Source organism: Sphingobacterium corticibacterium (assembly GCF_004208525.1).
Taxonomy (GTDB): domain Bacteria; phylum Bacteroidota; class Bacteroidia; order Sphingobacteriales; family Sphingobacteriaceae; genus Sphingobacterium; species Sphingobacterium corticibacterium.
In genome coordinates this window covers 1,717,365-1,741,862 of sequence record NZ_SGIT01000001.1, presented here as the reverse complement: position 1 = coordinate 1,741,862, position 24,498 = coordinate 1,717,365, and the positions used below count along the sequence as shown (strand labels likewise).

22 protein-coding genes are annotated in these 24,498 nt (G+C 40.3%); 12 read left to right on the top strand and 10 right to left on the bottom strand.

From position 1 onward, the window contains the following. Positions 1-61: 61 nt before the first annotated feature. The 5 genes from EWE74_RS07480 (at position 62) to EWE74_RS07460 (ending at position 6,904) form a co-directional block, all read left to right on the top strand. A complete protein-coding gene (locus EWE74_RS07480; RefSeq protein ID WP_130140850.1) occupies positions 62-1,777 on the top strand; it encodes an AsmA family protein in 1,716 nt (571 codons plus the stop codon). Positions 1,778-1,822: 45 nt separating this feature from the next. Continuing rightward, positions 1,823-2,983, top strand: coding sequence for a BaiN/RdsA family NAD(P)/FAD-dependent oxidoreductase (locus EWE74_RS07475; protein WP_130140849.1), 1,161 nt, complete (start codon positions 1,823-1,825; stop codon positions 2,981-2,983). Positions 2,984-3,039: 56 nt separating this feature from the next. Then, positions 3,040-3,546 carry a pyridoxamine 5'-phosphate oxidase family protein gene (locus tag EWE74_RS07470; protein ID WP_130140848.1) on the top strand — a complete coding sequence of 169 codons (507 nt, stop codon included), beginning with the start codon at positions 3,040-3,042 and terminating at the stop codon, positions 3,544-3,546. An 86-nt stretch (positions 3,547-3,632) separates the two neighbouring features. Next, entirely contained in the window at positions 3,633-4,748 is a 1,116-nt protein-coding gene (locus tag EWE74_RS07465) for a glycosyltransferase family 4 protein (protein WP_130140847.1), read from the top strand. Beyond that, positions 4,745-6,904 carry an amylo-alpha-1,6-glucosidase gene (locus tag EWE74_RS07460; protein ID WP_130140846.1) on the top strand — a complete coding sequence of 720 codons (2,160 nt, stop codon included), beginning with the start codon at positions 4,745-4,747 and terminating at the stop codon, positions 6,902-6,904. Before EWE74_RS07465 ends, EWE74_RS07460 begins: the two co-directional genes overlap by 4 nt. A 13-nt stretch (positions 6,905-6,917) precedes the next feature. Here the strand turns inward: EWE74_RS07460 and EWE74_RS07455 are convergent, their stop codons facing one another. From EWE74_RS07455 to EWE74_RS07440, 4 genes are all read right to left on the bottom strand, one after another. After that, positions 6,918-8,060 carry a glutathionylspermidine synthase family protein gene (locus EWE74_RS07455; protein WP_130140845.1) on the bottom strand — a complete coding sequence of 381 codons (1,143 nt, stop codon included), beginning with the start codon at positions 8,058-8,060 and terminating at the stop codon, positions 6,918-6,920. Continuing rightward, positions 8,060-8,431 (bottom strand): hypothetical protein, encoded by a 372-nt coding sequence (locus tag EWE74_RS07450; RefSeq protein ID WP_130140844.1) that lies wholly within the window; start codon positions 8,429-8,431, stop codon positions 8,060-8,062. The genes EWE74_RS07455 and EWE74_RS07450 overlap by 1 nt, the downstream gene beginning before the upstream one ends. Further along, positions 8,431-8,724: a hypothetical protein gene (locus tag EWE74_RS07445; protein ID WP_130140843.1), complete on the bottom strand. Its 294-nt coding sequence runs from the start codon at positions 8,722-8,724 to the stop codon at positions 8,431-8,433. Before EWE74_RS07445 ends, EWE74_RS07450 begins: the two co-directional genes overlap by 1 nt. A 153-nt stretch (positions 8,725-8,877) precedes the next feature. Beyond that, the gene (locus tag EWE74_RS07440; protein WP_130140842.1) at positions 8,878-10,245 is read right to left on the bottom strand and encodes a PQQ-dependent sugar dehydrogenase; all 1,368 of its coding nucleotides are present in this window, start codon (positions 10,243-10,245) and stop codon (positions 8,878-8,880) included. Between the two features lie 204 nt (positions 10,246-10,449). On the opposite strand from EWE74_RS07440, the gene EWE74_RS07435 reads away from it, so the two are divergent. Further along, positions 10,450-11,358, top strand: coding sequence for an NAD(P)/FAD-dependent oxidoreductase (locus tag EWE74_RS07435; RefSeq protein ID WP_130140841.1), 909 nt, complete (start codon positions 10,450-10,452; stop codon positions 11,356-11,358). A gap of 84 nt (positions 11,359-11,442) precedes the next feature. Here the strand turns inward: EWE74_RS07435 and EWE74_RS07430 are convergent, their stop codons facing one another. Further along, complete coding sequence (locus tag EWE74_RS07430; protein ID WP_130140840.1) at positions 11,443-11,904, bottom strand: Lrp/AsnC family transcriptional regulator; 462 nt, start codon at positions 11,902-11,904, stop codon at positions 11,443-11,445. Between the two features lie 203 nt (positions 11,905-12,107). Between EWE74_RS07430 and EWE74_RS07425 the strand changes: the two genes are divergently transcribed. The 4 genes from EWE74_RS07425 (at position 12,108) to EWE74_RS07410 (ending at position 15,518) form a co-directional block, all read left to right on the top strand. Beyond that, positions 12,108-13,121, top strand: a complete 1,014-nt coding sequence (locus tag EWE74_RS07425) for an NAD-dependent epimerase/dehydratase family protein (protein ID WP_130140839.1) — start codon at positions 12,108-12,110, stop codon at positions 13,119-13,121. A 50-nt stretch (positions 13,122-13,171) separates the two neighbouring features. Continuing rightward, the gene (locus EWE74_RS07420; protein WP_130140838.1) at positions 13,172-14,161 is read left to right on the top strand and encodes a cobalamin-independent methionine synthase II family protein; all 990 of its coding nucleotides are present in this window, start codon (positions 13,172-13,174) and stop codon (positions 14,159-14,161) included. A gap of 214 nt (positions 14,162-14,375) precedes the next feature. Beyond that, on the top strand, positions 14,376-14,837 hold the full coding sequence (locus tag EWE74_RS07415; protein ID WP_130140837.1) for a PPC domain-containing DNA-binding protein: 462 nt from the start codon (positions 14,376-14,378) through the stop codon (positions 14,835-14,837). 81 nt (positions 14,838-14,918) lie between these two features. Continuing rightward, complete coding sequence (locus tag EWE74_RS07410; protein WP_130140836.1) at positions 14,919-15,518, top strand: class I SAM-dependent methyltransferase; 600 nt, start codon at positions 14,919-14,921, stop codon at positions 15,516-15,518. Between the two features lie 70 nt (positions 15,519-15,588). Here EWE74_RS07410 and EWE74_RS07405 read toward each other — a convergent pair whose 3' ends face one another. From EWE74_RS07405 to EWE74_RS07395, 3 genes are all read right to left on the bottom strand, one after another. Further along, positions 15,589-16,350 carry an HpcH/HpaI aldolase family protein gene (locus tag EWE74_RS07405; RefSeq protein WP_130140835.1) on the bottom strand — a complete coding sequence of 254 codons (762 nt, stop codon included), beginning with the start codon at positions 16,348-16,350 and terminating at the stop codon, positions 15,589-15,591. Then, positions 16,344-17,492, bottom strand: coding sequence for a galactonate dehydratase (gene dgoD / locus EWE74_RS07400; RefSeq protein ID WP_130140834.1), 1,149 nt, complete (start codon positions 17,490-17,492; stop codon positions 16,344-16,346). The genes EWE74_RS07405 and dgoD overlap by 7 nt, the downstream gene beginning before the upstream one ends. A 131-nt stretch (positions 17,493-17,623) precedes the next feature. Further along, positions 17,624-18,928 (bottom strand): sugar porter family MFS transporter, encoded by a 1,305-nt coding sequence (locus tag EWE74_RS07395; RefSeq protein ID WP_130140833.1) that lies wholly within the window; start codon positions 18,926-18,928, stop codon positions 17,624-17,626. A 195-nt stretch (positions 18,929-19,123) separates the two neighbouring features. Here EWE74_RS07395 and EWE74_RS07390 point away from each other — a divergent pair, with 195 nt between their 5' ends. Next, entirely contained in the window at positions 19,124-19,984 is an 861-nt protein-coding gene (locus EWE74_RS07390; protein WP_130140832.1) for an SMP-30/gluconolactonase/LRE family protein, read from the top strand. A gap of 1 nt (position 19,985) precedes the next feature. On the opposite strand, the gene EWE74_RS07385 is transcribed toward EWE74_RS07390, so the two are convergent. After that, the gene (locus EWE74_RS07385; RefSeq protein WP_239018577.1) at positions 19,986-21,335 is read right to left on the bottom strand and encodes a DEAD/DEAH box helicase; all 1,350 of its coding nucleotides are present in this window, start codon (positions 21,333-21,335) and stop codon (positions 19,986-19,988) included. Between the two features lie 17 nt (positions 21,336-21,352). Here EWE74_RS07385 and pepF point away from each other — a divergent pair, with 17 nt between their 5' ends. Further along, on the top strand, positions 21,353-23,227 hold the full coding sequence (pepF, locus tag EWE74_RS07380; protein ID WP_130140831.1) for an oligoendopeptidase F: 1,875 nt from the start codon (positions 21,353-21,355) through the stop codon (positions 23,225-23,227). 32 nt (positions 23,228-23,259) lie between these two features. Here pepF and EWE74_RS07375 read toward each other — a convergent pair whose 3' ends face one another. Further along, entirely contained in the window at positions 23,260-24,303 is a 1,044-nt protein-coding gene (locus EWE74_RS07375) for a Gfo/Idh/MocA family oxidoreductase (protein ID WP_130140830.1), read from the bottom strand. Between the last annotated feature and the right edge of the window lie 195 nt (positions 24,304-24,498).

Sequence of the window (24,498 nt, the reverse complement as noted above, 5' to 3'; positions counted from 1 at the left end):
TCGTGATCAGGAGCCAACAGAAAAAAGAAACACGTAATCCAAAATGAGGAAAGACCGGATAATGAAAAACGTACGTTCGATACCTCGCAAATGGAAATGGATAGGAGGCATCCTGTTATTAGTCTTGCTCATCGTATTGACATTAAGCGCCTATTATGTGCGTAATTGGAAGCCTAAAATCAAAGCGAAATTGGAAGAAGTGGTTCAGCAAAAGAGCAACGGCCTCTACACGTTGGAGTATGAGGATATGGACCTGCGTATCCTTACAGGAACTGTCCGTGTCAAAAATGCTGAACTGATTTCTGATTCCGCAATTTACCGTAAGCAGGTTGCTGGGAAGACCGCGCCTGATACCCGCTTTAATATCAAATTAAAATCTTTAGAAGTGACAGGCGTAAGTGTTTGGTCAGCGTTGGTACGTAAAAAATTATCTATCAAACGTATTATACTAGACGGCGTTGATTTGCATGTGCTGAATGAATTTCATGCTTATAACGATACGGTCAAAAATGATAATGCAAGCTCGCTGTATGATCGAATTAAAGATAGGGTCAAGTCAGTGCAAATAGGGGAGATTAGTCTAGATCATTTCAACATCAAATATTCAAAAACGGAAAGCGGTAACACAAATGAGATAAAAATGGATAGTACACATTTCCAATTTTATGATATTCTGGTAGATGAAAACGCCGCGCATGATTCTACACGTATCTATTATTTTAAAGCGCTACAAGTAGATGTTCCTAAGTTTCAATACGAGATTCCAAACAGTCCTTATAAGGTAGGTTTTGATCGGCTGAAGGTAGATAGCCGGGAGGATTTGTTGTTGTTGACGGACGTTGCCCTTTCGCCTAGAATACGCAAAATAGATTACTTCCGCAGCGATAAGGAAAATAAGGCGTTGATTTATCTGAACTTTGATACATTAAGGTTGGAGAAGATGCGTCTTCGAGAGCTGTTTGATCGGCAGCGGATTTCTTCTGGATATGCCTATATAGATGGAGGTAAGACTTCTTTTCATAAAGATAAGCGTTTTCAGAAAGATAATGTAAATAAGATCGGTGAGGCTCCGCACCAAAAAATAATGGCTGTTAAACAACTCTTCTGTTTTGATACCGTTTTTGTCAAGGACGTCGATATTTCCTATCATGAGATGAGCGGAAAATATCTTCGCGAAGGCGTTATTACTTTTGAGCAGGCACATGGCAATCTCACCAATGTGACCAATGACACCATTCAACTTAAAAGTGATAAATTTATGCGAGCTGATTTGCAGGCAAACCTAATGGGTTCTGGGAAACTACACGCGCTCTTTGGCTTCGATATGGTGCAAGAAAACGGTAGCCATTCCTATAGCGGCACGTTGACACCTATGCAAATATCAGCATTCAACCGAATACTTACACCGTTACTGAACCTAGAGTTTGCTTCAGGAAATGTGCGTCGTATACGCTTTGACATGCAGGGCAATGATTACCGGAATTGGGGTAAGCTCTATTTTGATTACGATCAACTTAAAGTGAATCTTTTATACCCTCCCGATGAGGAAACAAATAAAAGAGGAAAGCGCGGTATTCTCACGTTTTTAATCAACCAGCTTTTGCTCAATGATAGTAATCCAGATGCAAATGAAGTGTACCACATTGGGGAAGTAGATTATAAGCGCGTACCCGAATATTCTCACTTTAAAACTATTTGGAAGAGTCTCCAAGAAGGTTTACAACAAACGGTCGGCTTGAGCGAAAGCAGCAAACGGAAACTGCAGGAAAGGGAGTAGTGGTTGCCGGCTGAAGGATTATAGAGAATTGCTTATTTTTGTGGCATGTCAAAACCACCTATCGTTATCGTTGGAGCGGGGCCTGCGGGATTAATAGCTGCGCAACAGCTGGCGATAAAGGGTTTCAACGTGTACATCTACGAACAGAATAAAGCTGCTGCACGTAAATTTTTAGTGGCTGGCCACGGTGGGTTTAACCTGACGCATAATGAAGACATCGATACGTTTATCGAAAATTATGATAAGGTCGAGATACAACGTATCGTGAAACATTTCAATAACAAAGCGACCATTGATTGGCTCGGTAAACTGGGAGTTCCGACATTTATCGGTAGCTCGGGTAAGATATTTCCAGCCAAAGGAATAAAACCCATACAGGTATTACGAGCAATACTCACGAAATTAGCCGATGCCGGTGTAAAAATTCACTACGGCTATCGCATGGTGGATTTTGATAAAGGAGAAGTGACCTTCGTCTATCACGAAGAACGCATACGAATCCCTTATCATAAGCTAATTTTAGGTTTAGGAGGAGGATCCTGGTCCATAACAGGATCAGATGCAAAATGGGTAGATCTGCTTAAGGCAAAAGGTGTTCAGGTGAATACACTTGAATCGGCTAATTCGGGTGTGAATACAAAAGAAGAATTTTCTACGCTTGCCGGCCATGTATTAAAGAACATTCAGTTAAAATTTGCAGAACATAAAAAATGGGGAGAAATAGTATTTACATCCTACGGTATAGAAGGTGCGCCGGTCTATTATCTAAACCGTTTCCTCCGTCAGCAGCCTTTTCCAAACCAGCTGTTTTTAGATTTAAAACCTACGTACACGGTGGCGTCTGTCGAAAGGGAATTGGAAAACGAAGGAAATATAACTTCTATTCTTAGAGAGAAATTAAAACTTTCGCAAACGGCCATACAATTACTGAAATTTTTGGATAAGGAAACGTATACGAATCCTAGCAAATTAGCATTAGCAATTAAAGACTTTCCGATACAAATTACTTCCTTTAGACCTATTGATGAGGTCATTTCTACAGCAGGTGGAGTTTCTTTTGCCGAACTATCTAATTCTTTGGAACTACTAAAGTATCCTCATGTTTTTTGTATTGGTGAAATGCTTGATTGGGAGGCACCTACCGGAGGTTATTTATTGCAAGCTTGCTTTAGTTCCGGCGTATGGGTCTCGGATAATATAAAGTGAAAAAAACCTTAACAAAAGAGGCTCTTCGTTGTTATATTATATATAAACAACACAATATGAGTACAGAAAATCTTTATAATCAAGAAGCGATAGAGAAGTTAAAGAAAATTGTTGACCAGATCGATATCGGTATGTTAGGAACATATCCAAAAGATAGCGATTATGTTCATGCTATTCCGATGAGCCGGCAGGAAGTCGACGAGGAGGGGAATATATGGTTTCTATTTTCTTCAGAAAGTGAGACACATCAACATTTACAGGAGACAACTAATGTTAGTTTGTTGTATTCGGATGTTCGCAATTACAGTTTTCTTAGTATCAATGGTACGGCCGAAATTAGCCGAGATAGCGCTCGGATAGAAAAATATTGGAATAAGATGGTAGAAGGTTGGTTCGACCGTGGAAAAGAGGATCCTCGTATACGTGTGCTAAAAGTTGTTCCGGATGAGGCTCACTATTGGGACACGAAATCAAGTAAATTGATCACCTTTTTTAAGGTGGCGGCACGGGCTATTACCGGAAAAAATATCGAAACTGGCGAACAAGGCGATTTGAATCTATAAAAGTTTAATTGCTTCGCACGATGTCATAATTTCATTGAACTATTTACGTTTTGCTAGGTTATTTATTTATAAGGATGACCATAGCGATGGATAGATATAGAAGTGATACGGTAAAACAAAGATCTCTACGGATAGCGCAAATTGCACCATTGTACGAGTCACTGCCTCCAAAATTATATGGAGGAACCGAGAGGATTGTACATTATTTAACGGAAGAATTAGTTAAACAGGGGCACGATGTTTCGTTGTTTGCTTCCGGCGATTCTATTACAACGGCCAAACTGATCGCCTGTGTTGATGAAGGATTGCGGTTAAAACGAAACTGTAATGATCCATTAGCGTATCATATTATTCAACTGCAAAAGTTGAATACGTGTGTCCATGAATTTGATATCTTACATTTTCATACCGATTACCTCCATTTCCCGTTTAGTAATACGTTGAAAATTCCATCAGTTACAACACTTCATGGGCGATTGGATATTCCGGAACTACAGGATGTTTATAATGTCTTTCCTTACCAAAACTTAATATCAATTTCCCAGAACCAACGTTTGCCGATTCCTCAAGGAAACTTCATTAAAACGGTTTATCACGGACTTCCTGAAAATCTTCATCATCAAGGAGACGGAGAGGGTGAATATTTAGCCTTTCTAGGCCGAATTTCTCCGGAAAAAGGCGTTGAAAGAGCTATCGAAATTGCATTAGCTACGAATACAAAGCTAAAAATTGCTGCAAAAATCGATAAGGCTGACTTTGCCTATTATGAGAAGAACATAAAACTTTTGCTGGATCACCCTTTAATAGAATATATTGGAGAGATAAATGAACAACAGAAGACAACGTTTTTAGGTAAAGCCAAAGCTCTTTTGTTTCCTATTGCTTGGCCCGAACCTTTTGGATTAGTTATGATCGAAGCGATGGCATGTGGTACACCGGTGATTGCATTTCAAAATGGGTCTGTACCAGAAATCATGGAAAATAATGTCACAGGTTTTGTTGTAAATTCGGTGGCAGAAGCTATCGATGCCGTAAGTCGGTTGAAATATTTATCAAGAGGAGGGATACGTCGTGTTTTTGAAAGACGTTTCACGGCTGCCCACATGGCTGAAAACTATGTTAACGTGTATCATTCCCTAATTGATGACACGTTCAAAAACGTCCCTCGAAGTAGTATACCGATATTAAATAAACCAGCATGAAAGAAGAAATTGCACAAGAAGAAGAATATCACATCTCATCTGATGCCGTTAATTCAGATGAGGTCAATATGGTTTTAAACTATTCGAATACGTTTGCAGTTTTTGACCGATCGGGAAACATTCATCCTCATGGAAAAATGGTTCAGGGAATATACCATCAAGGTACTCGCTTTATTAATACATTAATATTGCATGTTAATGGAGAAAAACCACTTTTATTGAGTGGTTCCATTAAAGAGGGAAACGCGATCTATTCAGCAGACCTCACAAACCCGATACTAAAAAAATGTAACATACCGGAAAATTCAGTCCATATTGAAAGACATCAATTTGTAAGGGAAGGTGCTTTTTATGAGGAAATTAAGGTGCTGCAATATGAACCCAAAAGCTGTTCGTTTGATCTGAGTCTAGATTTTGATGGTGATTTTAGAGATATTTTTGAAATTCGTGGAATGAAGAGAAAGGTAGAGACAAATAATGTATATCCTGTTTATCACCATGAATATTTTGAAACTACTTACTTGGGATTAGATGGTGTCGAACGTTCTTTTGAAGTCTATTTCCAATCTGATGTCGAATATACATTGGAGAGAAACCAGGCTGTCTTTTTTATTAATTTAACGCCGAAAAAAGTAATAACAATTCAGTATTGTATTCATTTTTTGACGGGGAAAGAAAAAAAAGAAACTATTTCTTATGCCGAGGCTAGTGAACTAAACAAGTTTGAATTGAATCAAAGTAAAACCCTGTTTGCTGATATTAAAACATCTAATGCTCAATTTAATCACTGGCTATATCGGTCGGAAAAGGATTTTATATCGCTCCTGTCCCAGACCGATCATGGAAAATATCCGTATGCAGGTGTTCCTTGGTATAATACGCCCTTTGGCAGGGATGGTATCATTGCGGCGATGGAAACCTTATGGATCAATCCGGAAATTACGAAAGGAGTATTATTATTTTTAGCAGCAAACCAGGCTAATGATCTAATTCCGGAAAAGGATGCCGAACCCGGAAAAATACTTCACGAAGCACGCAATGGAGAGATGGCGAATACGGGTGAAATTCCTTTTAAACAATATTACGGGACAATCGATGCCACGCCACTATTCATCATGTTGGCGGGAATGTATTACGATCGTACAGCTGATTTGAACTTGATTAAACAAATCTGGTTAAATATTATTGCCGCGATCGATTGGATCGATAACTATGGGGATATCGATGGTGATGGTTTTGTAGAATATATACATAAGTCTAAAAATGGATTGACGAATCAAGGCTGGAAAGATTCCTTTGATTCCATCATGCATGAAAACAATCAACTTGCGGAGCCGCCCATTGCATTATGTGAGGTCCAAAGCTATGTATACGGCGCAAAAAAGCATGCTGCGAAATTAGCCTTAGAACTTGGTGAGCAACATTTGTCATCGAAACTGTTCAATGAAGCTGCGGTGTTAAAGAAGAATTTTAATGCGCATTTTTGGGATGAGGAACTATCCACGTTCGTTTTGGCGCTCGATGGCCAAAAAAGACCTTGCAGAGTAAAATCTTCTAATGCTGGACACTGTTTATTTACAGGGATTGCTGACAAAGATAAGGCCATTATACTTGCAGACACGCTGCTCCATTCGGATATGTTTAGTGGGTGGGGAGTCAGAACCCTATCATCATTAGCAGGAAGATATAATCCGATGTCCTATCATAACGGCTCGATTTGGCCCCACGACAATGCATTAATAGCTTACGGACTATCTAAGTATGGCTTGCAAAAACATGTTTTAAGAATTATGGAATCGATATTTGATGCCTCGTTATTTATAGAGTTGCAAAGAGTGCCGGAATTATATTGCGGTTTTGATAAAAGACAAGGTATAGGGCCTACAGCTTATCCCGTTGCCTGCTCACCACAGGCTTGGGCGGTGGGAGCTGTATTTATGCTGCTACAGTCGTGTTTGCGGATCGATATAAATGCCATAAATAAAACGATAACTTTTGATCGAATTATACTTCCAGACTATCTTAATGAGATTTATCTCACAGATTTAAAATTGGGAAATCAAAAATGTACGCTCATAATTAACCGTTCGAAATATGGTAATGTAGGTTTTAATATTCTCCATAAACCAGATGATTGGGAAATTGTGATAAACTAATTATATGGGTTGTCTAATGTCTAATTATATGCGGTATAAAGCGGCTTTTATCCGTGGTAATTGGCATATCAGACTCTCTAAAGGAGATACCACAAGCCTCCTGTCCTATAATCCAGCTGCCGATAATCGAAAAACCAGTATCTTCACGGTGTAAGTTAGCCAACTCCTGGTAGATGTATCCTTCTTCTCCATATTCGCCGTCGGTATGGTAGATCATCTGCTTGTCGTAATACATCTCGATATTGGCACCTTCGCGCGACAGGATAGGTTTTTTGACAAAATGTTTTAAGTGAGCTGGTTCCTTAAAATAAGCAGCTAGAAGATAAGGATGATTAGGAAATAATTCCCAGAGTATAGGAAGTATCGCTTTGTTGGATAATAGCATCTTCCAAGATGGCTCTATCCATTGTGCCTCGTTGGGGTCGTTGACAATATGCACACCAAACTCTTCCTGTGTTATCCATTCCCAAGGATATAATTTGAAAATAGATAGGATGGGTTCTCCTTCTAAATCTACAAAACTATTACCAGTCCAACCGATATCATCGATATAGATAAGTTTAGTCTCGATACCTGCTTGAAGAGCGGTATCGCGGAGATATTCCACATTCGTCAAATCCTCCAAGGTTTCTTTGGCACAAGAAAAATGTAAAATATTTCCTTTAAGGTAGGGTTTTAGTTCTGTCCAGCTCCGAATCAATTGCTCGTGGATACTATTGAATTGATCCGTAAGTTCGGGAAAATAGTGGTTCTTCCAATACCATTGTACGATACCCGTCTCAAAGAGCGAAGTCGGTGTATCGGCATTGAATTCCAGCATCTTTAATGTGCCACGTTCGGCATCGTAGGCAAAATCAAAGCGCCCATATATCGCAGGATCGTCATTCTCCCAAGTCCGTTCCATATGGGGAATCATAAAAGGCGGTATATGAAAATGCTGATACTGCTTGTTCCTGATAATGTATTCTACGGCATCTAGACACATCTGCCATAGCTCGTTGGTTGCTTTATAGATCAGATCGGCATCTCGATTACGGATTTCATAATAATAATCGTCGATCCAGTATGGTATCTCATCAAGTGTATGGTAGCCATATCCGATAGATTCCAAACGAGACTGCCATTGTGGATCGATACGTAGTTTTTTGATCTGCATCAGGAACCGTAAGAAGATCGCGTAGTAGAAGCAGCACTGCGACCAAAACCGCCGCGCTGCGCTTGATATGCAGCTGCCTTCGCAGCATTAGTACCAGCCACCGATTGCGGATGCAAACTGTTATTAGCGTAGCCGAAACCACCTCCTAAGTGTCTAAAAGCCATAAACCAGAGTAGGGCAGAACCCATGCCACTTCCCGAACGTTCTTGTGAATAGTTATCCGTGACTTCTGTATAAGCCGCTGTCGTGTCTGCACGCATAAATATCCGCTGCTTGCTCTCAGCAGTTCGCGAGTCTTTGGGTTGCGCACAAGAAGCTAATACAGAAGTGATTAAGACTAATTTTATACTTTTTGATGCTGTTTTTCTCATTATTGTACAGTTACATAGATAGGTACCTTGCTCAAGGTGGCAGATGAATCCGTGGTATTCCAAGTACCTGGTGCTATAGCGGTCAAAATGGTATCGCTCTTCGAGGTAATTTGCTCGCCATTGTACCAGATATGCTGCGTGGTGATATGTAATACAGAATCTCCTTTAGTCACCGTTTTTAACGTGACTTCTCGGGCTGATTTTTTATCCAGTTGTTCCAATGCTTGCTCGCTTTGCCCATTGTTACAAGACATAAAACCAATAAAGCAAAGTGCCGATAATAAATATTTCATTTATTTTTTCTTTCTTGTCGCTGATAAGAGCCTGGGCAAATAACCAAACTTGCGAGCTCATCGAAGATAATCATCAAGTTACACCCAAGATTATTTACGCCTCAGTCCCAGGTACTGATTTTTTTACAAAATTAACGAAAATACATTACATTCTTATTTGTTTTCCGGTATTACAGCCCAAATAACATTGGCGGCGTCATCCGTAACAAGCATATAATGCGAAGTAAAGACAACAGCTACAGGGCGTCCATAGACCTCCGACTTTTTTTCGTCAGCAACAAAGCCAGTTAGGAAATCCTGCGGTTTACCGATAGGTTTTCCATGCTCGAACGGTACGAAAACTACTTTATACCCGACGAGATGCGACCGGTTCCAAGACCCATGTTGGCCTATATATGCTCCCGCTTCGAAAGCAGACGTTCTACTAAATGCTAAACCTAGTGAAGCAGTATGCGAACCAAGTGCATAGTTGGGTGTAAGCGATTTTGCAGTTAATGAATCTGGAGCCACACCTAGGCTTTCAGGATGTTCTGTACTCCATCGCGGGTCGACATGCTTCCCCCAGTAGGTATAGGGCCATCCATACCAACCGCCCGATTTTACGGCGGTAATATAATCGGGAACAATCTCATCACCAAGTTCATCCCGTTCATTGACAGCAGTCCACAATTGACGCGTGGTCGGTTCCCAGTCCATACCTACAGGGTTTCGGAGACCTGCAGCATATATTTTCTTATCCGAACCATCAGGATTGATCTCTAAAATCATTGCTCTGCCGACCTCTTTGTCCATCCCATTCTCTCCAACGTTGCTGCCCGAACCGACGGATATATATATCTTTGATTGATCGTCATTTGTACTTAAGTTACGAGTCCAGTGATTATTGTAGCCTCCGGCCGGTAGGGAGAGAATCTTTTCGGGCTTGTTTGTAACGTGCCCACGAGAAGGATCATAGGGGAAGCGTGTTAACGCATCGGTGTTTGCTACATAAAAATAATTGCCAATGATCAGCATGCCATAAGGCTGCGACAGACCACTTAAAACAATATCTTTTTTTTCGGCTACACCGTCGTTATCGTCGTCTCGAAAGCGCAGTATTTCATTGGGACTTTTATCGCGGAAAAGATTGCGTGAGTTTTCCTTTTCGGGATCTTCTTTTTCTTTCTCTGTGCGTGACTGCGCAACAAAAATATCACCATTCTCCGCCACGTAGATGTTTCGTGGACTATTAAGGTCACCGGCAAAAGCAACAACCTTATATCCTGACGGTGCCATTGGCATACGGTTATCTTTCCAGCCAATTACTTTTGCAAACTTGTTCTGCGAGGGAGTATCAAAGGGTGCTTTTAAGTCGATTTCAGCACCATATTCTGCCGTAATAGAACTCGTATCACTATTTTTTGTTAATGTGTCTTTGCTGTCTGAGGCGCCGTTGCCGGATCCACCGCAGGAGATGATAAGCATAGTAATGGGCAAAAGTGCTATTATCTGTTTTACTTGCCGTATGTTCTTCTGTTTCATATGACTGTTATATTTTATTTTGCTATACCAATAGTTTTATAACAATCTTTTTGAAGGATAGTTCCGTCTTCATAACAGTTTCTCTTTTGGCTGTCATAAAAAACATAAAAGTGATTCTCCATTTTCAGAGCCCCAAAAAGTGTATTAACTTTAAATTGTTCATCTGGTAAATTGACTTAGTGGCAGATTTAATGGAGATACACTATGGGAAAGCAAACAAACTTTGAAGTCATCATTATCGGCGGTAGTTACGCCGGCCTCTCTGCAGCGATGTCTTTGGGTCGTTCTTTACGCTCAGTATTGGTTATTGACAGCGGACTGCCTTGCAACCGGCAGACCCCACATTCACAAAACTTCTTGACACACGACGGGCAGACACCTGGCCAGATTATCGCAGAAGCTAGAGGTGGACTTATGAAATACGACACCATAAAGTTCCACAATGGTCTTGCGATCAGTGCTGAGAAAACAGACCACGGTTTTACCGTGACGACCCGTAATGGGGAGACATTCAGCGGGCAAAAGCTCATATTTGCCACCGGTATAAAAGATATTATGCCTGATATTCCCGGTTTTTCGGAATGTTGGGGCATATCCGTCATTCACTGTCCATACTGTCATGGTTACGAATATCGTAACGAAAAAACAGCTATTCTCGCCAACGGCGCGAAAGCCTACCACCTAGCAACGTTGGTTAACAACCTGACGGACGACCTTACACTTCTTACAAACGGCAGGGTTGAGTTTGATTTTCCAGCTGCCGAAAAGTTGAAGGCAAACGGTATAGGTATTACCGAGAAGGAGGTTATGGAGATCACCCACGAGGATGGTTATGTTAAAGAGGTTGTTTTTGCTGATGGCAGCCGTGAGGCTTTTACAGCGGTATACGCTGCTTTGCCTTTCGAGCAACATTCAGCTCTTCCTGCAGCTTTGGGCTGTGCGTTCACGGAACATGGTTATATCCAAGTCGATACTATGCAGAAAACCACGGTTGAAGGCATTTTTGCTTGCGGCGACAACGCCGCTATGATGCGCTCGGTGGCAAATGCTGTCGCTTCTGGAAACGTTACGGGTGCTATCGTCAATAAAGAGCTTGTGGACGAGCGTTTCTGACCTGCTATAAAACTATATTTCATTACGAAAATGCCTCAAGCTTTAACAATCGATCTTAGATTGCCGTCTCCGGAGTATAATGGCTCAAAAACTAATATTGTGTGAATTCTTGATTTCTGCCATCACAAAAGTGCTATGTGTACTTCCAATACTTTCGACGGTACCTAACTTGTTAAAAACAAATTCCTGATAATGTTTCATATCCTTAGCAAAGACTTTCAAGATAAAATCGTAGTCGCCGGAAATATTGTAGCATTCTACCACCTCATCGATCTTCATAATGTCCGCTACAAAACGATGTCCAATCTTGCGATCATGCTGTTTCAATTTGATATTACAAAAAACAATAAAACCTTGGCTGAATTTTTCAGGATTGAGTAAAGCAATGTACTTTTTAATATATCCTTCATTCTCCAATCTTCTTACCCGTTGTAATACCGGTGTTGGCGACAAATTTACCTGTTTAGCCAATTCTTTAATCGTATGATTAGAATCATTTCCCAATATTTTCAATAGTAATAAATCCGTCTTATCAAGTTCTTCCATAGCATAAAACTCTTTTGTGAGGGCAAATTTAGATAACAAAAAGTTAATTGTGCTAAAATATTTTATTTAAAAAGTGATATCCTCTAATTATTTAAAAATTTATGGTTATTAATGCGTACGAATTAACTTTGCGTAGCGTAAAACTGATGAAAAAAATTATCTAATTTTACGGAACTGTTCAGCATAAATACAGTGATTATTTTATGAAATTTTTAGTTACGGGAGGTACCGGATTTATTGGAGCACGTGTGGTGGTTAACCTATGGGAGCGTAAAATACCGGTAGTCGTTGCCGATTTGAATTTGAATATCGCGTGGACAAAACAGATCGCTCTTTTAAAATATCGGGAGGATCCGCTTAAGCTAGCCGAACTTCAGGAGCAAATAGATCAAACTTCATTTATACACCTCGATGTTTCAAACAGAGACCAGGTTAATGAGGTGTTTCTTAAATTCCCTGATATTACACATGTTATTCATTTGGCTTATCTAATGAGTGCGGAAGTAGAAGCCGATCAGTCTCGTGGAGCTGCCGTCAATATCCAAGGTATGATTAATATGTTTGATATGACGGTCGATCACAAACTGACACGCCTTGTATTTGCCAGCAGTGAAACTATTTATGGGGCGAAGCACAGCGCATATGGCGACGAAGATTATGCCGTGAGGGAGGATGACTTCTGTTCCCTTGATGATCATTTTTATACCTACGGCGTCATGAAGATGCTCAATGAGTTCACGGCGCAAAAGTATATCAAAACCAAGGGGGTGAGCATTGCCGCTATGCGCCCACCGGTGGTATATGGGGATGGACGGATGCGTGGATCGGTTCTCTGGGCATGTGAGTTCGCCACAAATCCAGCACTTGGTCAGCCGGTTAAATTACCGTTCTCGAAAAATGCCCGCGACTGCTGGATTTATGTTGATGATGTGGCCGAGCAGTTTGTCCGGCTTTCTTTAAAGCCGAAACTCAACCATTTCGCTTACAACAATGGAGGACATTCCGTAACGGCCGAGGAACTGATGCTGACGGTTAAACATATAGTTCCGGATGCACAGTACGAATTTGACGAAAATGTATCGCGTACGGCGCTAATAGATCGTTGTGACAGCTCGCGTTTGGAACAAGAAATTGAGTTTATTCCCCGGTCACTGGAGGATGGTGTAAGAACACAAATTGAGGAAGCCCGTTGCAGACAGCTGCAGATCAGTTATTAAAAAAGTTCTATATTTATTGCCAATTAAGTGCGATATTAAAAGTAAGATATATGTCAGGATTTCGTAATACAGTTGTAGGTAGTTATCCCCGTCCAGAAAAATTGGAGGATACGATGAAACGGCCGGTGATGAATCGGGATGAAGTGGATGATTACATTAAGTGGGCGGCAAAAGATCAGGCTAGTTTGGGCTTGGATACGATCACCGATGGTGAAGGATATCGGGAGAATATGTATTATTTCTATCAAAAACGTATTGATGGTATTACTTTCGAGGATATGCCTAAGGTTTCTTTTGGTACGGCTGGTTTTGGAATTGAGTGTCCCAGAGTGATTGGAGAGCTTAAGAATCCGCGCTTTGATATTGCCCGCAATTGGAAAATCGCCCGTGATGCTGCTCCCGACGAAGTAGAGGTTAAACTGACCGTAACAGGGCCGCATGTGCTGTATCGTTTCAGTGTGAACGAACGTAAAGATCTTTATCCTGATGCACAGGCATTATGCCGTGCTTGGGCAAATGTTTTGAGAGATGAAATTGCGGAAGCCATCGCTTTGGGATGTGAGCATGTACAGTTTGATGAGCCCATGTGGACAGAATCTCCCGAAGAAAGTCTTTGGGCAGCCGAGATCCTGGCCGAGCTGATCGAATCACTGCCTAAAAAAGTGCGGGTGGGCCTACATGTATGTGGAGGTAATCCTAGAAGAAAGCGAGTTTATTTTACGAAGTATACCGATCTGGTAGAGGCATTTAAAGCCGTTCCTGTAGATGAGCTTTTGCTAGAACATTGTACGTTGAGCTATAATATGCTGGAACTGTTTGATGAATGGGATTTTAAAGGAGATTTGGCAATAGGTGTGATAGATCAGCGCAGTGACGCGTTAGAGACTATCGAGGAAATACGGGAGCGTTTAAAGCCTGCGTTGGATTATTTTCCTGCAGATCGTTTGATTTTAACCAGCGAGTGTGGGTTTGGTCATGTGCCCATTGACGTCACTCATGCCAAATTGAAGCGCTTAGTAGAGGCTTCTAAAGTGCTATAAAAAACGAGGCATTATACGAAACGCTAGATTCTCATATTATTCGGCGGACAGCTTTTTTGACGGGGAACGTTTTAGGTGAGGATTTTATTGGCCCATTCGATCTCTTGTTGATTGATCGCGTGGCCAAAATTCTCGTAAACTTTTAGCGTGACATCTGAAAACTAAACCATAACTTTTATTGTTTTCGAATAAAACAGTAAAAGGAAAGAGAGTGATGGACACACAAAATTTAAAAGGAAAAAACTGGGCGGCCAGAAAAATAAACCAAACTTATATCCTAAGTATCGACGATAAGAGTAGTATTGTGGACACATTAACCGATTTCGTGGCATCACAGAAAATTGTTGCCGGGGGAATTACGGGAATAGGGGCTACCAATGAAGCTACTTTACGTTTTTTTGACCCGGATACAAAAGAATATCTCGATAAAACCTTTACGGAACAAATGGAGATCAGTAACCTTTCGGGTAATATTTCTGAAGTTGAGGGGAAAATCATGCTACATTTGCACGTGACATTAGGCAAAAGCGATTATTCAGCCTTAGCCGGACACCTTTCTGACGCAAAAATACGTGGCGCAGGTGAATTTTTCATTAACGCCATTAATACGAAAGTGGTAAAAATAAAAAATGAAGATATAGGGCTGAATTTTTATGATTTTGAAGGCGGCCTTTAAATTTTTTTACACACCTCCTGTATTGCATCATGGTTGCAATAAATGAAATCTTTCCTATCTTTGATGAAAGTTACGAACACAATGACAGAATTTTGGGAAGGAGCATTTCGGGATAAACAGGAGATGTGGGGCTTTAGACCTGCCCAATCCGCTATACTTACAAAAGATTTTTTTGTAGAGAAACGCATAACGAATATACTTATTCCCGGTATCGGTTACGGACGAAACGCACAGCTTTTCATAGAAAATGAAATGGAAGTAACCGGAATTGAAATTTCAAAAACGGCAATTGCATTAGCGCGGAAACATTACGGTACAGATATGGTTATTCACCACGGTTCTGTGACAGATATGCCGTTTGATAACAACCAATATACCGGTATTTTTTGCTATGCTTTAATTCATTTATTGGATAGTGACGAAAGAGCAAAGCTGATAAGCGATTGCTATAATCAATTGACCGAAAATGGCTATATGGTTTTTACAGCAATCACAAAGCAGGCCCAAACTTACGGACAGGGAAAACAAATAGGCAAAGATCGTTTTGAAATGTATGGCGGCGTAAAGATGTTCTTTTATGATAGCCAAGCTGTACAGGAAGAATTCGGTAAATACGGATTGATCGAAGTTACAGCGGTAAACGAAAATTACCCTTTCTATTTGATAAAATGTCGGAAATAAATGCTGTCGTACGTATATTAATTATTCGATAAATTTGTCGTTTCTCCATGTTTTAAGGTAGCATCGCGTGTTAACGGATCGCATTAATAATAGTTTTTGAGGCTTCTTGGATAATACCGACATCGACAGAATAAGAAATATATTTTACACCTACCTGCTTCCAATATCTCGCACTTTCCAGTTGGTCTGTAAAAATGCCTACTAAAATATTTTTTTCAAGACACTTATGGATGATTTCTGTCATTTTTTCAATGACGATTTCATGTGTGACCTGGCCTGGAACACCGAGAGATTGGGATAAATCATAGGGGCCAATGAAAATAATATCGATACCCGGAACCTCAATGATCTCTTCTAAATTCTTAATAGCTTCGGTACCTTCTAGTTGTAGGATAATGAAATTTTTATTAGCCTGTTCAAAATATTCGAAGCGGTCTTTGTCCGAGAAATTGGCAGCCCGGACAAAACGACAAACGCCGCGTTCTCCTAAAGGTCCGAACTTTGCGTACGAAATAGCGCGGGCAGCTTCTTCTGCATTGGTTATTTGGGGCACTTGTATGCCTTTTGCACCAATGTCAAGCGCCTTGCCAATATGAGAAGGATTAAGCTCCGCAACTCTAATAATGGGAAAGGTATGACTAATTTCAGCTGCTCTGACTAAGTTCTGTGCGTTCAAAATACTATTAGGGCCGTGTTCCAGATCGATAATTATAAAATCGAAACCTGCATAGCCCATTGCCTCAATCATGGAAGCGTCAGAAGTCTTTGAAAACGGGCCTATTACAAACTCACCGTTATTTAACTTTTCCTCAAATCTGTTTAAATTTACCATTCTGCAATCGTATTATCATCATGACGCCAGATTGGATTATGCCAATTGTGCCCAATCGTCGCCATTTGTTTAACATATTCTTCATTAACTTCTATGCCCAAACCTGGGCCTGTTGGTATTTTGACGAGACCATTTTCGTAATCAAATACGGAGGAATTTGTGATGTAATCCAGTAGGTCATTCGTCTCGTTATAATGTATTCCCAAGCTTTGCTCCTGTATGGTCGCATTGTATGCATTGGCGTCTAGTTGTAAACAGGCCGCAAGAGCTATAGGTCCGAGAGGACAATGTGGTGCTAAGGCGATGTCATAAGCCTCCGCCATATTCGCTATTTTTTTGCATTCTGTTATGCCTCCCGCATGGGATAGATCTGGCTGTATAATGTCTGCTATTTTCCTTTCAAAAACAGGTTTGAAATCCCACCTGGAATAAAGCCTTTCACCCAATGCGATAGGAATATTGCTGCGTTTGTTCAATTCGGCAATACTATCAAGATTTTCTGAAAGCAATGGCTCTTCCACAAAGATGGGGCGGTATTCTTCGAGTTCCTTCATCAGTATTTTTGCCATGGGTAAGTGCACTCTTCCATGAAAATCGATGGCGATATTTAGCGTCATACCGAAATGGTCACGTAGCGTCCCTAGGCGATTGAGCAATGCATCTACTTCTTGGTAGGTGTCTAAAAACCGAAGCTTCCCCGTACCATTTATTTTGATGGTTTTAAATCCTTTATCATACACACGTTGAACCTCGTCTAAAAGAATTTCTGGTTCGTCACCGCCGACCCAAGAATATACCTCTATTTTATCACGGGATTTTCCCCCCAAAAGCTGATGAATAGGCGTGTTGTAAAATTTTCCTTTTATATCCCATAGTGCTTGATCAATTCCAGCGATAGCACTCATGAGCACTGGGCCGCCACGGTAAAAGCCTCCTCGGTACATTAAATTCCAAGTGTCTTCTATTTCCAAGATATTTTTGTCGCCAATCATACTGATGAGCTCAGATACCGCTGCGGCCACTGTGTCCGCTCTGCCCTCTACGACAGGTTCTCCCCATCCTACTAAACCTTCATCTGTCTCTACTTTCAAAAAGAGCCAGCGCGGAGGAACCTTATACAATTGAAAACTTTTGATTTTCATGGTCTATTAAAATTTTGAAGAATGATACAGGCGAGCCGTGAGGCCGCCGTCAATAAGTAGTACTTTGTCATTCGTTGTGTGCATAAATTTTATTACGTTACATCTTAGTAATATGGGAAGAATTGTGATTATTAAACCCGGTTATTTTTTGTTTCACGTACTGCGAACAAAATGAAAATGAAGTACGCGAAGCATATTGTGGCAAACAGCAGAAATGTCTGTAAAGTCGTAAAGCTATTGATGATCACTGGAAATAAATATGTTAGACTAAAGCAAGCGATCCATAGGAAAGCAGAGGCAATACCCACAGCTGTTTCTCGTATTTGCATCGGAAATATCTCTGTAATTACAACCCACGTAACGGGACCTAATGTAGCGGCATAGACACCAATAAAAGCGATAACAAGGAAACTTAACAAATAGCTTGGTATAAATGTTCCGCCAAAAGACAGGCCGATGAGTACTAATAATGAGGCCATCCCCCCAGAGCCGATGAGTAACAATTTTTTTCGCCCGATTTTGTCCACAAAACGCATTCCTATTAAGGTCGCGATAAGGTTGATACCTCCGATCAGAATTTGTTGAAAAAGCTGATCACTAACATCCATTCCGGCTTTTTCGAAGATAATAGGAGCATAAAACAATACCGCATTGGCACCTGAAAATTGTTGACATACCGCAATCACGATCGCGACCAGCAATACAAAACCAAATCCCTGTTTAAAAATTGTTGCTATCGCAAAGCCTTTATGTTCCTGATTCTTCTGACGGTCTATATGATCAATTTCATCCTGTAGTTGATCTGGCGAAATCAGTGAGCCCAATATTTTTCTACCCTTTTCCCGTTGTCCGTTAAATAATAACCACTTGGGACTTTCGGGTAAAAAAGGTAAAAAAACCAAAAATAATACAGCAGGCAATGCACCGCTTATAAACATCAGTCTCCAGTTCCATGCTGTAAAGGAAAGATAATAGTTGGTAATATATGCCATTAGAATACCGATTACAATGGCTAATTGGTTGATTGATACCATCTTGCCGCGAATATGTCTGGGGCTCAATTCAGCGATATAAAGAGGAGAGAGGATAGAAGCCCCCCCTACACTGAAGCCTGCAATAATCCGCCAAATTACAACGGTATTCATATGGTTAGAAAGTCCCATAGCGATGGAGGAAATACCAAATATGACCGCGACCGCAAATAGGGATTTTTTACGCCCTAACCGTTCAGCAATCTTCCCAAAAATCATGGTTCCAACGGCACAGCCGAGGTATAAACTGCTAGCTACCCAACCAAGCTGGGCAGGTGAAAGATCAAGTTCGGGCTGGATAAAGGGGATTGCTCCGGAAAAGATGGCAATATCAAAACCAAAAAGAAGACCGCCTAAAGAAGCGATAAGACTATAGAGAAAAACTCGTTTGTTGCTTTGGTTCATATAGTATGCTGTTATCGTGATTTAACATTACGAAAGTAGCATTAACCCACACTAAATAGAATAAACAAAATGAGCAAAAAGATGGATTATTTTATTGTATTTGCCAATTCGCATAAAAATCCATCTTTTCCTTTCGATAATCCATTCTTTTATAAAAGAATTTACACCAGTTTTGTATAAAGCGATATAATAACTATGTTACAAGAGGTATTTGCAGAGCCACTATTTTTAGGAGAAGCTCCCATTTGGGACGAGCGTATAAATACATTGTATTTTGTCGATATTTTATCAAAAAGAATGTACATGTATTCGCCCTCCACAAAAACGGTTGAGAAATTTCAATTCGATGAATTTATTAGCTGTATAGCGTTACATCATGACCCAGATATTGTGCTGATAGCTTTAGAAAGTGGAATCCATGCTTTACATGTAAATAGTCGTAAGAAAACTTTTATTATTCAACCGGAAACCAAAGCAAATTATCGATTTAACGATGGTAGAGTGGATAAAGAAGGAAATTGGGTTATTGGAAGTATGAACAATATAAATAATGGAGCAGGGGCTACGCACCAGCCAGACGCTTCATTATACCGGGTCAATGGAAGCGAAGTAAACATGTTGTTAAAACATGTTACTATTTCCAATGGAATTGTATTTTCGGACACCACAATGTATTATATCGATTCTATATTGGGCAATGTTCGGAGTTTTGATTATCGTAACGGTATACTACAGCATGAAAAAATTGTTTTTCGGGTTGAAGATGGTGTTTCGCCTGATGGCATGACCCGATCAAAATCCAACAGGTTGTATGTAGCATTATGGGGTGGAGCGAAAATAATTGTGTACGACTTAAACCGATCTACGGTCGTAAACGAAATTACTCTTCCTGTACCTAACCCGACTTCGTGTACCTTTGGAGGAAGAGATATGCATACGCTTTTTATAACGACCGCGTCGATGGGGGAGGAAAGAGGAGCGGGAGTATATGCTATCGAGCTGGAAGATGAAGGTTTCGTTGAAAATAAAGTAAATTGGCCCTTGGCAATAGTTTAAATTATCTTTTCTTATTCTTCATTGTCATTTTAGCCTTTACGCCACTACCATAGTTGTATGTTTTGCTATTGCTTTCTTTCTTTTTATGAAACGCTCCATCTTGCGATTCCTCCCCTTCATTCTTTTTTTTAGGGTTATCGGATGGGCGATAAATAATAAGATCATCCGGAAGAGGCATGCTAGGAATTTTCTTCCCTAAAGATTGTTCTATTTTTTTGAGTTCAGGAAGTTCAATGTCTGTAGCAAATGTGATAGCTAAGGTTTCATCATTTGAAGTTTTTAAAACATGTTGTACAAAAACATCTCTATTTTCTGGTATTTCAAAATGGAATATAAATGGAATCCCACTTAGATCTAAATTACTGTTGCCTTCATTTGCAATAACGAGTATTCGACATGCTGAGGTTTGCTTAAAATCATGGATATCATCAAAACCTAAATCATCATGAAAAAATGGTTGTAATACAGCAGCTTCTCCTTTCGGAACATGTAGCCTTTCCATTAGATTGTGAGCTGTAAGTCGACTGTTTACAAATACCACAGCTTTGTCAAACACATCATCGTCACGCATCAACGCATTTAGCAAATTGATTTTGGTTGTAAAATTAGGCACTTGATACAACAGGAGTTCGTGTGTATCAGTTGTTTCTTCGGCGAGCTCTTCCACTTCAATAAGCGTCGCAAAAGGCATAAAATCGTCAATCATCAAATGTAATTTTTCATGTTCGACTGTACTGAATGCTAAATACTGTACTTTTCCACAACTTTGTGCAAGCTCTCTTACCGTTGTTTGCATTCCCTGTTTCACTATTTCTTCCGCATCATCAATGATGAATGTCTGGATACGATTCAAATTAAGCCCTAGTTTCAGATACACGGCACGAGCACGGTTTGGTGTAGCAACCACAATATCTACTCCGCGCACAAGATCTTCAATCTCTTCCTCTATACTTCCACTCGTTTTGAGCCCCATGATATGGAGGTTCTTATTCTGGCTAATGGTCAGGAAACGATCAATTATTTCAGCAATTCTATCTTCGTTAGGTGCTAAAATTAAGACTTTAGGCGCTTCATCTTGTGTGTATTTTAAACGCATCAATACACCAAGCACATAGGTGGTGGTTTTTCCGGCACCTTCAGGCGCAATGCCAATGACACTATGCCCACCGACTATTCGAGAAAGTGATTTCAATTGGATTTCTTTTGCTGTAAAATAACCCAAATCGTTCATGGATGTATGAAGACGTTTACTAAGCTTTAATTTATCTAAAGACACGGCTGAATAATTAAATGAATACGAAAGGACAAAGTTAACTAAAATATAATTGGTGTTTTTTGTAAATTGTGCCACTATCTATATTATTGATTATGCGAAAAAAAACACAAATAATCGCCGCCGTGATGCTATTTTCTACGACGGTTGCCGTTAGTCAGATGAAAGTTCGGGAAGAATTGCCTGAAAAATATAAGTGGAACCTTGCTGATCTCTATGCTACAGACGCGGTTTGGAAAGAAGAAAAGGAACGGATGCAACAACAAATGCAGGAAATAGTTTCGTATAAGGGCAAGCTTACGCAGTCTGCAACTTTCCTTTTGGAAGCATTGGAGCTGAATAGTAAGTTGGTCAAGGACATGGCCAGATTATTCTCTTATGCCGCGATGAAATCTGATCAAGATACCAGAGTAACAAAATACGCGGGTATGAAGCAAGAACTGCAACAGCTTTTTTCAGAATATGGTGCATTAACTTCGTTCATCGAACCAGAATTATTAACATTGCAGGAAGAGCAACTCAGCACTTTTTTGACGAAAGAGAAAGAACTGGCAACATACAAATTCTACCTAATGGATTTACTTCGGAAGCGAGCTCACAGAGGTTCAGAAGAAGTTGAGAAAGTAATGGCCTACTCCGCATTAATGTCTGAAAATGCCGCAAATATCTTCAATACTTTTTTCAATGCGGAGTTTCCCTACCCAGAGATTGAATTAAACGGAGATCGCGTAAAGCTCAATTCCGCAAATTTTGCATTGTACAGAGCGAGCGAAGATAGGGAAGTCAGGCGTAAGGTGTTTGCCTCTTATTTTGGTAAATTGAACGAATTTCAACGCACTTTTGGAACCCAGTTATATGGAAATATCAATGCTGCGTTGTTTACGACAAAAGCTAGGAATTATGGGAGTACATTAGAAAGGGCGCTGGATAGCGACAATATCCCCACAACGGTTTTTCACAATCTGGTCAAAAATGTGAATGGAAACCTGGAAACCTTTCATCGCTATCTGAACCTTCGGAAGCGCATGATGGGAGTCGATACGCTGCATTATTATGATCTTTATGCACCTTTGGTCGAAGAAGTTGATTTAGCCTATACGGTGGAAGAGGCTGTTGAAAATATTCTACAATCTTTACAACCTTTAGGCGCTGATTACGTAGAGGTGTCAAAAAAAGCATTCCAGGAAAGATGGATTGACATGTATCCCAACGAGGGAAAAAGATCCGGGGCGTATTCCAATGGTTCTGCGTACGACGTACATCCGTATATACTCATGAACTACAATGGGCAATATAATGATATGTCCACATTAACCCATGAATTGGGGCATACGATGCACAGTTACCTAACCAATAAGAAGCAACATTTCGCCAACGCAAACTATTCGATTTTCGTCGCTGAAGTGGCATCCACATTAAATGAGGAGTTGCTGAACGATTATATGTTACAACAAATTAAAGACGATAACGTCCGGCTCGCTATCCTCGGAAACTATCTCGAAGGTGCTAAAGGAACCTTGTTCCGGCAAACGCAGTTTGCTGAATTCGAGTCAATGATCCATGATAAAGTCGCCAACGGCGAAGCGCTCACCGGCGAAGATTTCGACAATATGTATCTTGACCTAACCAAGCGTTATTACGGTCATGATAAAAATATTTGTATAGTGGATGACTACGTCAAATCTGAGTGGTCTTACATTCCGCATTTTTATTATAATTTCTACGTTTACCAATACGCAACGTCCTTCACCGCCTCTACTGCTCTCTCGGAAAAGGTACTAAAAGGTACAAATGAAGATCGTAAAAAATACCTCGATTTTTTAGCCGCTGGAAGTACCAAATACCCTGTGGATTTGCTTGTTGATGCTGGCGTAGATATGAACACTTCAGAACCATTTGATCTGACTATCGCGAAGATTAACGCTGTCATGGCTGAGATGGAGACCATTCTGACAAGAATTGGGAAATAATGGATTTCTAAGCCATAGCTTACGAAAGTAGGCTATGGCTCTATAATGCTAAAATCGGGTGCCTGTAAAGATTCAATTTGCCATTTTATGTGATCAATCGTTATAGGATACGCTGCGTGATCGCGTAGGCTCTCATGCACTGCGTTAAATAAGCGATTATAATCTCCTTTTCGTGCGACAAGTAATGACGTCTGTTTTTCACCATTACCATCCACAACCGTTAGCTTCCCTTCGCTTCCTTCTGGTTCAATCCCATATCCTGGTGCAGTTGGGAGCATACCATCAATTAACTGCTGTTCTTGGACATCGACCATTTTTTTAATAAAAGATCCTTTTGATCCATGAACGACAAAGGCTGACTGTGGGTCGGCTACCAAGAGATTTCCAGTCAAAAATACATGTAGGTTATGGGGGTAGATCAAATGAAAATTAAAGTAATCAGGTACTTGTGATGCTGGTCTGTTAATAGCAGTTGTTTTGATGATTTTACTAGGCTTTCCAAATAGGGAGAAAGCTTGATCCAGCAGGTGTGGGCCTAAATCATACGCGACGCCGCTTGAAACATATTGGCTGTTTTCTTTGAATTTTTTAGGTCCCAAGGCCATATTGTACCGGTCAAAACGCATGTGTACTTCGATGAGTTTTCCGAGTTGGCCACTTTCGATAATATCTTTCATTTGCATAAAGTGGCTATCGTAACGTCTATTTTGGTAGAAAAAAATCTTCTTGCCTGTCTTTTCGCTTATCGCAGATAATTTATCCAGTTGATCGAGATTGTCTACAGCAGGCTTTTCCAGCAGAACATGTTTTCCGGCTTCTAGCGACTCTTTTGCGAACTCGAAATGTGTATAATTAGGTGTATTAACAATAACAAGTTCTATACTATCATCGGCCAACAGATCAGTAACACTGTCGTAACTTTTAACGCCAGGATAGATGTCCTTTGCCGTTTTCGTTGTTCTTTCAACGACTGCCGTGAAATTAAAATGATCGTTAGTATAGATAAAAGGGGCGTGGAAAACACGTCCTGACATTCCAAAACTTAGTATGCCTGTATTAATTTTTGGTTTTTCCATTGTGTTTGGTAGCTGTTCCATCCTGTAAAAATACAAAAAATATGATAGCTCTATCTCGCGAGACCAGCATTCTAAAAAAGCGAGCGTGTAGATGTCGTGATTGTTGCCAATTCAACTATTTAAATTTTCGAAAACTTTTGCTTGTACCGGACGTTCTTCTGTATAAGCAACCAAGCGGAGTAGAGAAACTATTAA

Bases quoted from the DNA above. Each gene is read 5' to 3' on its own strand.
- EWE74_RS07480 (WP_130140850.1), top strand. From the start codon at position 62: ATGAAAAACGTACGTTCGATACCTCGCAAATGGAAATGGATAGGAGGC.
- EWE74_RS07475 (WP_130140849.1), top strand. From the start codon at position 1,823: ATGTCAAAACCACCTATCGTTATCGTTGGAGCGGGGCCTGCGGGATTA.
- EWE74_RS07470 (WP_130140848.1), top strand. From the start codon at position 3,040: ATGAGTACAGAAAATCTTTATAATCAAGAAGCGATAGAGAAGTTAAAG.
- EWE74_RS07465 (WP_130140847.1), top strand. From the start codon at position 3,633: ATGGATAGATATAGAAGTGATACGGTAAAACAAAGATCTCTACGGATA.
- EWE74_RS07460 (WP_130140846.1), top strand. From the start codon at position 4,745: ATGAAAGAAGAAATTGCACAAGAAGAAGAATATCACATCTCATCTGAT.
- EWE74_RS07455 (WP_130140845.1), bottom strand. From the start codon at position 8,060: ATGCAGATCAAAAAACTACGTATCGATCCACAATGGCAGTCTCGTTTG.
- EWE74_RS07450 (WP_130140844.1), bottom strand. From the start codon at position 8,431: ATGAGAAAAACAGCATCAAAAAGTATAAAATTAGTCTTAATCACTTCT.
- EWE74_RS07445 (WP_130140843.1), bottom strand. From the start codon at position 8,724: ATGAAATATTTATTATCGGCACTTTGCTTTATTGGTTTTATGTCTTGT.
- EWE74_RS07440 (WP_130140842.1), bottom strand. From the start codon at position 10,245: ATGAAACAGAAGAACATACGGCAAGTAAAACAGATAATAGCACTTTTG.
- EWE74_RS07435 (WP_130140841.1), top strand. From the start codon at position 10,450: ATGGGAAAGCAAACAAACTTTGAAGTCATCATTATCGGCGGTAGTTAC.
- EWE74_RS07430 (WP_130140840.1), bottom strand. From the start codon at position 11,904: ATGGAAGAACTTGATAAGACGGATTTATTACTATTGAAAATATTGGGA.
- EWE74_RS07425 (WP_130140839.1), top strand. From the start codon at position 12,108: ATGAAATTTTTAGTTACGGGAGGTACCGGATTTATTGGAGCACGTGTG.
- EWE74_RS07420 (WP_130140838.1), top strand. From the start codon at position 13,172: ATGTCAGGATTTCGTAATACAGTTGTAGGTAGTTATCCCCGTCCAGAA.
- EWE74_RS07415 (WP_130140837.1), top strand. From the start codon at position 14,376: ATGGACACACAAAATTTAAAAGGAAAAAACTGGGCGGCCAGAAAAATA.
- EWE74_RS07410 (WP_130140836.1), top strand. From the start codon at position 14,919: ATGACAGAATTTTGGGAAGGAGCATTTCGGGATAAACAGGAGATGTGG.
- EWE74_RS07405 (WP_130140835.1), bottom strand. From the start codon at position 16,350: ATGGTAAATTTAAACAGATTTGAGGAAAAGTTAAATAACGGTGAGTTT.
- dgoD (WP_130140834.1), bottom strand. From the start codon at position 17,492: ATGAAAATCAAAAGTTTTCAATTGTATAAGGTTCCTCCGCGCTGGCTC.
- EWE74_RS07395 (WP_130140833.1), bottom strand. From the start codon at position 18,928: ATGAACCAAAGCAACAAACGAGTTTTTCTCTATAGTCTTATCGCTTCT.
- EWE74_RS07390 (WP_130140832.1), top strand. From the start codon at position 19,124: ATGTTACAAGAGGTATTTGCAGAGCCACTATTTTTAGGAGAAGCTCCC.
- pepF (WP_130140831.1), top strand. From the start codon at position 21,353: ATGCGAAAAAAAACACAAATAATCGCCGCCGTGATGCTATTTTCTACG.
- EWE74_RS07375 (WP_130140830.1), bottom strand. From the start codon at position 24,303: ATGGAAAAACCAAAAATTAATACAGGCATACTAAGTTTTGGAATGTCA.